Below are 10,744 nucleotides of genomic sequence, written 5' to 3' on the forward strand. Positions count from 1 at the left end.
TTGCATTGCGTGGTCCTGGTGGTCAGCCTGCTGGCTGGATGCGGAAGCACTGGCGTGCGTGTCACAGAGCAGAACCTTGAGGCCTTCAAAGTGGGCGAAACCACCGAGGCAGAGGTGATTAGCCAGCTCGGGAAGCCGACCATGCGCACGCGCCTGCCTGACGGCGCGGTGATGGTCGTCTATTCCTACGCCGAGTATTCGACCAGGCCGGCCACCTTCATTCCCTTTGTGGGGGCGTTTGTGGGAGGGGCCGATGTCACCTCTGACGCTGTCACGCTGATGTTCGGCGCGAACGGCAGGCTGACGCAGACTAGCGCCTCGTCGACGGCCTACGGCACCGGCAGGGGGCCCAGCTCAACCGCCCCGGCACAGGTTGAAACCAGCCAGCCCCGCAAATAGCCAGCCCACCCAGGCGCCTTGCCGCGCCATCAAAGGCGCTGCGACCGTCTGGCGTGGGCTTTGTGCCGGTATCGTTTACCAGAGGGTTAGCTGCGCCATGTCCAGCAGCTTCGCGCGGGCAGCGGCGTAGGTGCGCTTATCGATGCGGCGCTGGGTCATGAGCCTTGATCCATGTGAGCCCGACAGCTTCGATGGCCACTCTCGGCGCTCCAGATCAAGCAGTTGCGCCCAAAGCGATTCCGGCAGATTCGTTGATTCCGCCTGGTCGAACTGTTCCTTTGCCATGTTGCTCTCCTCGAGCTTGTTGCACATGGCCCCCCATTCTTTGCATGGGGGTCAGACTGTCCAACCCTATACCGGTCCAGCCGATTCAGGCGGTGCGCAAGATAACCTTGTGGAGCGTTTTTGATGCCGTTTTGTGCTCTCCCTAGCATTCCCTGTGCTGACCGATGCGCCCCAAAAGAGCCCCAGGCGTCAGCAGAACAGGAGACCGTCATGCGCTCGCCTTCACAGGCCAAATTTCCAGCACTGGAGACAGTGACATGCCCCGCTGTATCCACTCAGGCAGCGGCCTACTACCTCTGCAGAGCACCCAAAACCCTTCAGAACTGGGCGAGCAATTCGACAGGGCCCATCCGCCCTGTGCGGATCAATGGGCGTTTGGCGTGGCCGGTTTCCGAGATTCGCCGTGCTCACGGTCTGCAGCAGGAGGCCCAGCAATGAACTACGTGGAACAACTGCCAACGCCTAGTGCGCCCGGAGAAACACTCACGGTGGTTTTGCAAAACCCACAGGTGGAATGGATGCACATCCAGACAGCCGAAGGCGTGATGCTCAGCGTCCAAATTGCCCCGTTTGCGGAGTTCTCCCAGACAAGGCCAGCGGCTGACTCTCATCCGCCTGGCTCAATCAGCATTCGCTTTGAGGTTCCAGGCCCAGTAGTTGACGGCCTGACAGCAGACAGCGAGGCCGACCAATGAGCGAACCTGTAGGCCGCCTGTACTACGAGGTCACGCTGGAGACGGCAGGGCTGATTGCTGGGCAGCGGCGCGTCGACGCGGCCCTGTCTAACACCACGCGCTCCCTGCAGTCTGTCGAGGCAAAGCTGACGCAGGTCTCCAACACTCTCGCTGCTGCTGATGCCGCACGGCGCGCCGCTAATGGCTCAATTTACGCGGCCAGCGTGGGCGCCCAGGTCAAAGGGATGAGCGCACTTGCCGCTCAGAACGCTTTTGCGGCAACAGCTGCAATTCCAGTCATAGGCCCAGGGCTTGCGCCAGAGGCGGCATTGGCAGCCGGATCTATGGCCATGGCAATCGGCGCGCCGGCCATTGCCACAGCGCCAATCGCTGGCGCGCGCCAGTACGGTGGCCCGGTGTCCGCTGGCAGCATGTACCGCGTCAACGAAGGCGGGCGCCCTGAGATGTTCACTGCGGCCAACGGCAACCAGTACCTGATGCCGACGCAGGGCGGGCGGGTCACGCCGATGGGCTCTGGTGGTGGCGCTGCAAGCTCTGGCGGTGGCGCCGGCTGGGTGGGTGACATCAATGTCAACGTGAACATTGCACCGGATGGCACTGCGCGCACCTCTACCGAGTCAACCAGTGGTGATTCGGTCCTGGCGCGCCAGATTGGCGAGCGCATCGCCATAGGCACGAAGGAGACCATGCTGAAGGAGCTGCGCCCAGGTGGCCTGCTGTGGAAGATGAGGCACGGGCAGGTTTAATCAGTTTCGCCCCAGCTAGGCCGGGCCGCAATCCGACCGAAAAGCCAGTCCTCCCGCTGGCCTGCTGGGGCACCTATTCACGGGAGAGCATTCGGGAGGATGCTGAATGGAAAGCAAAAAATACCGATTGAAACTGAACTGCGACACTGGCCGCGTTCGATGTTTTGAGCTAGTCAACGGTGAACAGGGTCAGGAAATTGCTGGGGCCCTGAATTTCGCAAAGTGGCTGTGGGAGCACGAACTTAAGAAATGCATCGCCGCCGATGCGCTGCCACTGGTGACAGTTGGACTGCGGCCGTCAGAAGTGCCGCCCGAGCTGGAAGCAATGCCAGCAGATGCTGAAATTGTGTTTCGGGATGCCTGCAATCAGTACGACATCATCACCACCGCTGAGAAAGCCAGAAGGCGCGTACAGGAAGCCATTGACCGCCTTGAGCGAGGGGTAGTCAACATCTATGAGGCTGCCGCGATGCTGTCCCTGAACGATGGTGGGGAGCTTCGAGAGTATGTTGACATGCTGAATGACGCAGCGCAGGCAGGGCACCTGGAGTTGGCGGATGACGGCAAGCCTATGAGAGCAATTGACACCAAGGCCCGCGCCGATTTTTTGGAAAGAAACGGGTTAACCGTTAAAGGGTATCTCACCGCCTTTACTGTCACCACACCCGCAGCCGTCGATAGGTGCCTGGACCGAATTGACACACTCGGTGTCATTTCAAGACTACCAACGCACGTCGCAGACCCGAGTCCGGTAGCGGAGCCCTCAGAGCCACCAGACCCGCAGCGAAGGCTGGCTGCACTACGTGCGATGGGTGGTGACGTGCGTAAGTTTCATGGAAAGTGGGAAGCGACAGGCATCAAAAAGCTGGAGGCGCAGGAAAGGCTGGAGGGCAGAGCGAGGGTGTCAGAAAAGACCATCCGGGCGGACTTGTTTGAGGCAGCAGAGGCTGAGGCGCAAGCAAAGCGTGACGGCACAAGCGCTGCAGCCTGGCATCCCCGTTGATTCCCGCGCTCATCCCGCGCACAGAGGGAAGTCGTCTGCACTGGGCTCCCGCACTTCTCCCGAGCGCTCCCGTGGTCACAAATTGCCGAATCATCACAACAAGGCACAAAGCCTTAAGGATGGTTCGCCATGCAAGCCGCAACCCCACATAGCGCCCGCCGCTCCGCAATCGAGAACTCAACCTACCCGGCGCTGGAATCCATCACGCGCCCTTCAGTGGACACGGTCACTGCCGCCCACTATCTGAACCGTCGCCCGCAAACTTTGTTCGACTGGTCGTGCAATGGGAAGGGGCCCATCCGCCCCATCCGCATCAATGGCCGCCTCGCTTGGCCTGTCTCTGAGCTGCGCCGGGTGCTGGGGGTGGCAGCATGAGCGCCGTCACCATCTACACCGACAGCCAAGGCCGCGAGATTACCGTGGGCGATGGCCTGCTGTCAGCAGGCACGCGAACAGGCACAGCCTTTTCAATTCCTCTTGATGCCGACGAAATGGCCGCATTGGGTACCGCCCTGATTGAGCGCGCCACCGAGGCAAAGCATGGGTGGGTGTCCGAGCAAGCCGGCGCCGCAATTGGTGCCGCCCTGCTGGATGAACTGCTGGCGCTGCGTGGCAGCTCCCAGGCCGAAGCACTGCGCGCCGTGCACGACGCGCTGCACGCCCTGAGCAAGCTGGAGCACGCCGACAGCGCAGCCGGTGGCTTTGCCGTTGCCATCGTCAACGTGCTGGAGGTGGGCATTGCGAACATGCCCAAGCTCGAGAGGGGCGCCAAATGAAAACGCCCGAGCCCTCCAAAGGGAACCCTATCGCCCCAAGCAAGCGCAACAGCAAACAGCGCCAGCATGGCAAGGCGCTTGACTCCCGCTCACAGGTCGTTGCCAATGCACGAGCTGACGCCAAGATTGGCATCCCCTTCTACGCCACCAGCCCGGCCAAGTTGGCAGCGCTCACAAAGCTGCGTGACGCTCAACCCGGTGGATCTGTTCAAGTCCAAGAGACGCGGCTAGAAATGGCCCTGCGCCGATGGCCGCTGACGTTTCGGGAAATGTGGGCACTTGGGCTGCAGGATGGGCGGGCGCGCATCTATGGCTTGAGGCAGCGCGGCCTTGACATCACGACTGCCTGGGTGGTCATCGAGACAGACAACGGTCAGCGCCATCGTGTGGGGCTGTATTCGCTGTGTAGTGGCGGCACCGTTCCGGCAGCTTATCCGAACCAGCCTGGTCCCCTCGGAGCTGGCGCTGTTTGCGAGGTGCTGCCATGACATCCCACTCAGTGCGACGCTTTCACCCGGTGCGTGGTCGTCTTCTGACCATGTCCAACATTCGAGGCCCCTGGCGCCCTTCTGGCACCGTGGGCTGCCTTGGCGTGTTCGCCGTGATGTGGTCCACACGATCCGGTGAGCTATGGGCCCCACTGCACGACTTCGAGCCGTCGGCGCAGCTCCGCCTCATTGAGCAATGCCGCTGCCTGGACATGGACGCCGGATACCCCGGCGCCTGGCCAAACGGAAGGGGGCGCTGAACATGAGCGTCAAAGCCTCTGCTCGCGTTTGGGAGTACTCCAGCCACGGCGGCAGTCACCTACTCATGCTGCTGGCCATTGCTGACTTTGCGGATGACAACGGCAATGCCTACCCGGCTGTTAGCACCCTCGCCACCAAGTGCCGCATGAAGGCACGTAATGCGCGCTATGTCATCAAGGATCTGCAGGACAGCCATGAGCTTGAGGTGCGGGAGGGTGAAGGCCCGCGCGGCACGAACCGATATCAGATCGTCTTCGCCAATCTAGGGCTGCACCACAGTGCAGGGGTGCAAGCGGGTGCAGGGCTGCACCACAGTGCGCAAGGGGCTGCACTGGAGTGCACAAAACCCCTGCACCACAGTGCACCCGAACCGTCATTGAACCATCAAGAACCGTCATGTCTGTCGCTGTCGGCCTCAAAGCCGACCCGGCCCGCCTGCCCACAAGGTGCAATCCGTGAGCTCTATGCCGAGGTGCTGCCCGACCTTCCAGTCATCAAGCGCTGGAGCAACACACGGCAGGCCGCCTGCCGAGCCAGATGGAACGAGACTGCTCAGGACAAGGGTTGGAGCACGGCAGCGGAGGGCCTGGCATGGTTCCGCCTCTTCTTCGAGACCGTCGCCGCCTCAGATTTCTTGATGGGCCGTGTGCAGGCACGACCGGGGCATGAGAGCTGGCGCTGTGACATCGACCACCTGCTGTCGCCTAAGGGGTTCACTGGTGTCGTGGAAGGCAAGTACGGCGGCGCACCAAACAACCGTGAGCCCGCCCAACGTCAGGAGGCTGCATGACCAGCGCCAGCGAATCCTTGCCATGGTCTCCTGAAGCTGAGCAGGCGGTGCTGGGCTGCCTGCTGCTGGACAACAGCCTGGTGTACCGCCTGGCCGATGCGGACATCACCGCCGAGGCGTTCTACAACGCCGCGCATGGCCGCATCTGGTCAGTCATCACAACATTGATCGGCGCCTGCAAGGCGGCCGACGTCATCACGGTGGCGGATGCTCTCGGCGATGAAGTGGCAACCTGCGGCGGCCAAGCGTACCTGCATGATCTCGCCATGTCGGTGGTCAGCACCAACAGCGTGCGAGGGTATGCCGCCATCGTGGTCGACAAGGCCCAGCGCCGCGCCCTCATCCGCGCCGGTGACGAGGTGCAGGCAATGACCCGCGAGCAGGAATCGCCGGCCGTGGTGCTGGACCGTGCCCAGTCCGTGCTGATGGCACTCAAGCGTCAAGATATCCAAGTCGGTCTGAACGTGGCTGGCGACGAGCACCACGTGCTGGCGCTGTCGCAGGAAATGCCGCGCGGCGACTTGATCGACCGGATCACCGCCAACCTTGGGCGCGTACCGCTGAACATCCTGGCGCAGGGCATTGCCCCTGATGATCGCGACAACTGGGGCCGGGTCGTTGAGGCCCGAGAGGCGGCAATCCGCCTGCCTTTGCAGATCGATGACCAGCCAGCACTCAGCCTGATGACCATCAGGGCGAAGGCCCAGATGACCAAGGCCCGCCATGGTTTGGACGTGCTGATTCTGGACTACCTGCAGCTCTGTGCCGCATCCGACCGCAAGCTGAGCCGCCACCACCAGATTGAGGAAATCAGCCGGGGGCTAAAAACCCTGGCCAAGGAGTTGGACATTTGCGTGATGGTGCTCAGCCAGATCAATCGCGACGTGGCCAAGGCCGACAGGGAGCCCACCCTTGCCGACCTCAAGGAGTCAGGCGCGATTGAAGAGGATGCCGACGTGGTGCTACTGCTGCACCCACGCGGTGAGCCAACTGGCGGTGCCCAGGTGATTGCCTGCATCGTCGCCAAGAACCGCCAGGGAGAAAAGAGGCGCATCGCTCTGCGGTTCGAGGGGGTCTACCAACGGTGGGCCGAGTGCACCGTCGATGTGTCACCACAGGCACCAATGCGGGCCCGCGGGAGCTTTGAAACCGGGCTGTGACGGCACAGGTTTCGGGACGGTTTCTGAACGGCTTCCTGCACAGCTACGCGCTGGCCAAAAGCAGACCGCTACTGGCCTTCTGCCTAGCATCACCGCCCAAGCCCACCCAATTTCCAGCCGCAAAAGCACGCGGTTTCGAAACAGTTTCTGAACGGTTTGAACGCATCACAACAGGAGCAGTCATGCAGGCGACACAAGCGGCACGGCAAATGATCGTATCGGAGGTTAACGACTTTGACGAGTGCGATCTGACACTGCCATCCGGGCACATGACCAGTGAGCGCCCTACGCGTCTGCTGGTACCAGCCGCCGGGCGTCCGCTGCCCGACACGTGGGGGCTAACTTCTGTCTTTGACCTCGCTTACCTGCCATTGCCAGGCCTGCGGTGCTGGCGGAGTGGTCGGATTGCCCACACCCCCGCCACATTGCCTCTGCAGGATCAGGTCCACACCATCATCACCCGCGAGCCCGGTGTAACTCGCTGCCAGCGCCAGCATTACAGCGAGACACAGGTTTGGTTAGACCAAGAGCGTGCCCGCCGTGCCCGCCAGCGCCCACCCAAGCCCACAGCAAAGGCCAAGACCAAGAGCAGCAAGCTGGTTGATCTGGTGGGGGTGTAATGGGGCGACGCCAGAGGCGTTTTAGTGGTCGGATAGAAACGGTGAAAACCGTTGCAAATCAGATAGTTGAGACTGAATCGGCGCTTCGTAAGTTGTCGGTTTCTGACCATTCGGCGAAAAATAAAGCCGAAGGCGAAAGCCCGCCTAAGTTGTTGATTCAGCGGGCAAACGAGAAGGCCAGGGCAGACAGGGCGCGCGGCATATCGCCGAAGAGGCATGATCCCTTTCACCGCAAGAGCCCGCATCTGGATCATCGGCACCCTTTCCCTCAAGACTGAGGAAAAGCTGAGATCGGCTGACTTTCCAGCCGATCTACCCGCCGCCTGCGCCCCCCCCCCGTGCACGCACCGTGCAAGTCACTGCCTAGGCCATGACAAGCCCGTGCTCATGAGCGTTTTGCGTAACGAGCTCGTGAGATGGTGAGCTGCCTATGACAGGACAGGGGCGGCGCCCCCCCAAGCCCTCATATGCCATCCGTTGCCCCAGGGTTACCCATGGCACCAGTCTTGACAGCCCTCACCGCCCGCGCCGGGTGTCGTGGCAGGAGTGTCGGCAGACAAAGGCGCACTCACGCGGCCGGACGATTGCCACCGGTGACATTTCGTCAATCCAGGGTCAGGCAAGCGACTTTGCCGACACGAAAGCAAAAGCCACCGCGAGGGTGGCGGATTTGGGCAAGTTGCCTACAGATTGCCTACAGGGTGCGTAGAAACAACAAAGGCCACCCTTGCGAGGTGGCCTAAGTCGTTGATTTTATTGGTGCCGGAGAAAGGAATCGAACCCTCGACCTTCTCATTACGAATCGGCACGCGCGCATAGTGCCATGATTTGGAATCAGATGGCATAGGGCGCTTACAAGCAAGCAAAACCGCGACTTAATGGCTCTGTCGGCGGGCAATACGTCGTGCGAACACACAGCACCTTGTGGTGCTAAACCGTGTTCGCGCCGTGGCCCGCTTCACTCGGAGCCAACGCATGCAATCCAAGATAACACAGGCCCTCGTCGAGAGGGCGCCAGCACCCGACAGGGGCAAGTCCGTCCTCTACGCCGACAGCGAGATGCGCGGCTTCTACCTGATCGTCACGCCAACGAAGCGCAGCTTTTATGTGCAGTCCCTCGTCAATGGCAAGCAGGTCCGCACGAAGCTGGGCGACCACCCGTCAATGGACGCCAAGCAGGCGCGCGACGTCGCCCGCAGGACGCTCGTGGACATGCGGGCGGGCGCGAACCCGAACGAGGAGCGCCGCAAGGCCAAGGCGCGCGGCATCACCCTGCGCGACGCGCTCGACCTGCACCTCGCCGCCAAGCCGCTGTCCCCGCGCACCAAGGAGGACTACCGCTACAACTGCGAGCAGTACCTCGCCGAGTGGATGGACAAACCGCTGGCCGAGCTCGGCGCGGACCGCGCGGGCGTGCGCGAGCGCCACCGCAAGATCACCGAGAAGCACGGCGCGCCCTCGGCCGACAACGTCTTCCGCATCTTTCGCGCCGTCTACAACCGTGGGCTGCGGGAGCACCCCGAACTGCCCGCGAACCCGACCGCGAACGTGGACTACCACGGGCTGCGGCGGCGCAAGGTGGATTCCAACGCCGACAAGCTGAAGGCGTGGGGCAAGGCGGTGCTCGACCTGCACCCCGTGCGACGCGACCTGCACCTGTTCATGATCCTGACGGGGATGCGGCGCACGTCGGCCTGCGAGGCGCGCGTCTCGGAGCTCGACCTCGGCGGGAGGCGGCTGCACGTCCCGAAGCCAAAGGGCGGCGCGGCCCGCGCGTTCGACCTGCCGCTGTCGGGGCCACTCGCCGACCTGCTCGGCCAGCGGCTGCGCGAGTCGCCCCGCCTACAGCGCAAGGGTCAGTGGCTATTCCCCGCCGACTCGAAGTCGGGCCACGTCGCCGAGGTGGCGCAGCACGAGCTCGACGGCCTCACGGGGCACGCACTGCGGCACACCTACGCCACCCTCGCCTTGCAGTCGGGCGTGCCCATCGCCGAGCTGAAGTTCCTGCTGAACCACGCGGCGGGCAACGTGACGATGGGATACCTGAACCCGAGCCTTGACCACCTGCGCGGCTACCAAGAGCGGGCGAGCGCCTACGTGCTCGACGCGCTGGGCCTGCAATGGACGGAAGGCGAATGGCCCCCGCGTCTCAAGCAGAGCGCGCCGGCCGATACCAGCGCCGAGGATGCGCCGTCAATCAACGAATTGGCGCCCGCGTAGCGCGGATGCGCCGATGCAAATAATGGGTTACAGGCTATTGACGGGCATTCAGACTTCACTCCAGCGCGCTACTTAACGGGGCGTTCGGCGGGGTCGGCCACCTCGTTCGGGCGCTCCAAACCCTTAACTTTTGGAGCAAATGAAATGAACGCCAACATCAACACCACCCCGACATCGATCCGCCAGCACATCGTCATCTTCGGCAAGGAGCTGGAATTCGCAACGGGCATCCGCGCGATGGCCGCCGAGAAGATCATGCGCGAGCGGGGCATCATGGACCCTGACGATCTGTTCATCGCGTGCGAGGACATGATTGAGGGTGCAAACCTTTTCGAGTCCTACGACAGCCCTGCGAATAAATACCCGAGCGAGTTGGTTCTCGGTCAGGGCTGCCCGTTCCCCTCGATTGAGGCGTACATCGCCCTGCGTGAGCACTACGGTGACGAGTGGCCCTTGCTCGCGATGAAGCAGTACACCGCCCATCACGGCACCGTGAAGCTTGGGAACGACGCGGACGACAACGCCCGCAAGCTGCTCGATCGCGCGAGGGTCTGCTTTGAGTTCGACAAGACTTGGCACACTCCCTTCACGGCGTCGGATGGCTACGGCCGCTACGAGCGGACTCAGCGTCTTGCCAAGATGAACGCCTACTTGGCAGCAACCGCCTGATCCAATGTCAGCGGGCCATCGCGCCCAAGGGCATGAAACAAAAGGGCCACCGTCGAGGTGGCCCTTTTCCATGCACGGCGGGGGCACGCGTCATAGAGGGATGTCCACGGCCAGCGGGCCGCGACTCTTCCTCAGGTAGCGCAGGACGGCGCCGCCGAGCTGGCCGAGGGTGAGGTCTCGCTTGAGCAGCGTCGGGCGCATGAGGGTCGCGCACGCCTCGTCGTCCCAACCGACCTCCGGCGGCACAGGCACGGCGCACTCCTCAACGGCGAGGTCGAACGGACCCGGCTCGTCGAGCAGGTCGGGCAGGCACACCCATGTGTGGAACCACGCCTCGCGCCATGCCAGCGCGGCGTCGCCCGTCCTGTCGCCCTCGGGGAAGTCGGCCACGCGGATGACGAACACGTCCCCGCCCGCCGAGCGTCGGACCCTCACGCGTCGGGGTCTGATCTTGGGGCGCGACTTCAGCAAGGCTCATCCTCCCCGCGCTCGGCGCGCTGACGCTCGGGCACTGCGGCGCCCTTCTTGCGCATGTCGTGGGCGTACCACCTGACCGACTTGGCGGATGCTTGCGCGCCCTCGATCCGCGCGTTGACCATCTCCGCGATGACGGCGTGCGGATAGCCCGCGGG

The 10,744-nt window shown here is 62.9% G+C and carries 13 protein-coding genes; 11 read left to right on the forward strand and 2 right to left on the reverse strand.

Features of this window, described 5'->3' with window-relative positions; genetic code table 11:
* Positions 1 to 9 precede the first annotated feature (9 nt).
* On the forward strand, positions 10 to 399 hold the full coding sequence (locus tag RBT42_RS08150) for a hypothetical protein (RefSeq protein ID WP_320363945.1): 390 nt from the start codon (positions 10 to 12) through the stop codon (positions 397 to 399).
* Between the two features lie 75 nt (positions 400 to 474).
* Here the strand turns inward: RBT42_RS08150 and RBT42_RS08155 are convergent, their stop codons facing one another.
* The gene (locus tag RBT42_RS08155) at positions 475 to 684 is read right to left on the reverse strand and encodes a hypothetical protein (RefSeq protein ID WP_320363947.1); all 210 of its coding nucleotides are present in this window, start codon (positions 682 to 684) and stop codon (positions 475 to 477) included.
* Positions 685 to 1,118: 434 nt separating this feature from the next.
* Here RBT42_RS08155 and RBT42_RS08160 point away from each other — a divergent pair, with 434 nt between their 5' ends.
* The 10 genes from RBT42_RS08160 (at position 1,119) to RBT42_RS08205 (ending at position 10,112) form a co-directional block, all read left to right on the forward strand.
* On the forward strand, positions 1,119 to 1,379 hold the full coding sequence (locus RBT42_RS08160; protein ID WP_320363949.1) for a hypothetical protein: 261 nt from the start codon (positions 1,119 to 1,121) through the stop codon (positions 1,377 to 1,379).
* Positions 1,376 to 2,125, forward strand: a complete 750-nt coding sequence (locus tag RBT42_RS08165) for a hypothetical protein (protein ID WP_320363951.1) — start codon at positions 1,376 to 1,378, stop codon at positions 2,123 to 2,125. The genes RBT42_RS08160 and RBT42_RS08165 overlap by 4 nt, the downstream gene beginning before the upstream one ends.
* A 106-nt stretch (positions 2,126 to 2,231) precedes the next feature.
* Positions 2,232 to 3,128: a hypothetical protein gene (locus RBT42_RS08170; RefSeq protein ID WP_320363954.1), complete on the forward strand. Its 897-nt coding sequence runs from the start codon at positions 2,232 to 2,234 to the stop codon at positions 3,126 to 3,128.
* Positions 3,129 to 3,257: 129 nt separating this feature from the next.
* A complete protein-coding gene (locus tag RBT42_RS08175; RefSeq protein ID WP_320363956.1) occupies positions 3,258 to 3,503 on the forward strand; it encodes a hypothetical protein in 246 nt (81 codons plus the stop codon).
* Positions 3,500 to 3,904, forward strand: coding sequence for a hypothetical protein (locus RBT42_RS08180; protein WP_320363958.1), 405 nt, complete (start codon positions 3,500 to 3,502; stop codon positions 3,902 to 3,904). Before RBT42_RS08175 ends, RBT42_RS08180 begins: the two co-directional genes overlap by 4 nt.
* On the forward strand, positions 3,901 to 4,392 hold the full coding sequence (locus tag RBT42_RS08185) for a helix-turn-helix domain-containing protein (protein ID WP_320363960.1): 492 nt from the start codon (positions 3,901 to 3,903) through the stop codon (positions 4,390 to 4,392). The genes RBT42_RS08180 and RBT42_RS08185 overlap by 4 nt, the downstream gene beginning before the upstream one ends.
* Before the next feature lie 262 nt (positions 4,393 to 4,654).
* Positions 4,655 to 5,443, forward strand: coding sequence for a helix-turn-helix domain-containing protein (locus RBT42_RS08190; protein WP_320363963.1), 789 nt, complete (start codon positions 4,655 to 4,657; stop codon positions 5,441 to 5,443).
* Complete coding sequence (locus RBT42_RS08195; protein ID WP_320363965.1) at positions 5,440 to 6,603, forward strand: replicative DNA helicase; 1,164 nt, start codon at positions 5,440 to 5,442, stop codon at positions 6,601 to 6,603. The genes RBT42_RS08190 and RBT42_RS08195 overlap by 4 nt, the downstream gene beginning before the upstream one ends.
* Positions 6,604 to 8,198: 1,595 nt before the next feature.
* Positions 8,199 to 9,443 (forward strand): tyrosine-type recombinase/integrase, encoded by a 1,245-nt coding sequence (locus tag RBT42_RS08200; RefSeq protein ID WP_320363967.1) that lies wholly within the window; start codon positions 8,199 to 8,201, stop codon positions 9,441 to 9,443.
* 144 nt (positions 9,444 to 9,587) lie between these two features.
* Positions 9,588 to 10,112, forward strand: coding sequence for a hypothetical protein (locus RBT42_RS08205; RefSeq protein ID WP_116802191.1), 525 nt, complete (start codon positions 9,588 to 9,590; stop codon positions 10,110 to 10,112).
* Positions 10,113 to 10,202: 90 nt separating this feature from the next.
* On the opposite strand, the gene RBT42_RS08210 is transcribed toward RBT42_RS08205, so the two are convergent.
* Entirely contained in the window at positions 10,203 to 10,517 is a 315-nt protein-coding gene (locus tag RBT42_RS08210) for a hypothetical protein (RefSeq protein ID WP_124207254.1), read from the reverse strand.
* Positions 10,518 to 10,744 lie beyond the last annotated feature (227 nt).

The organism is Aquabacterium sp., from assembly GCF_034003525.1.
Classification (GTDB): domain Bacteria; phylum Pseudomonadota; class Gammaproteobacteria; order Burkholderiales; family Burkholderiaceae_C; genus Aquabacterium.

Coding starts and splice junctions, on each gene's coding strand:
- RBT42_RS08155 (WP_320363947.1), bottom strand. CDS start 684: ATGGCAAAGGAACAGTTCGACCAGGCGGAATCAACGAATCTGCCGGAA.
- RBT42_RS08160 (WP_320363949.1), top strand. CDS start 1,119: ATGAACTACGTGGAACAACTGCCAACGCCTAGTGCGCCCGGAGAAACA.
- RBT42_RS08165 (WP_320363951.1), top strand. CDS start 1,376: ATGAGCGAACCTGTAGGCCGCCTGTACTACGAGGTCACGCTGGAGACG.
- RBT42_RS08170 (WP_320363954.1), top strand. CDS start 2,232: ATGGAAAGCAAAAAATACCGATTGAAACTGAACTGCGACACTGGCCGC.
- RBT42_RS08175 (WP_320363956.1), top strand. CDS start 3,258: ATGCAAGCCGCAACCCCACATAGCGCCCGCCGCTCCGCAATCGAGAAC.
- RBT42_RS08180 (WP_320363958.1), top strand. CDS start 3,500: ATGAGCGCCGTCACCATCTACACCGACAGCCAAGGCCGCGAGATTACC.
- RBT42_RS08185 (WP_320363960.1), top strand. CDS start 3,901: ATGAAAACGCCCGAGCCCTCCAAAGGGAACCCTATCGCCCCAAGCAAG.
- RBT42_RS08190 (WP_320363963.1), top strand. CDS start 4,655: ATGAGCGTCAAAGCCTCTGCTCGCGTTTGGGAGTACTCCAGCCACGGC.
- RBT42_RS08195 (WP_320363965.1), top strand. CDS start 5,440: ATGACCAGCGCCAGCGAATCCTTGCCATGGTCTCCTGAAGCTGAGCAG.
- RBT42_RS08200 (WP_320363967.1), top strand. CDS start 8,199: ATGCAATCCAAGATAACACAGGCCCTCGTCGAGAGGGCGCCAGCACCC.
- RBT42_RS08205 (WP_116802191.1), top strand. CDS start 9,588: ATGAACGCCAACATCAACACCACCCCGACATCGATCCGCCAGCACATC.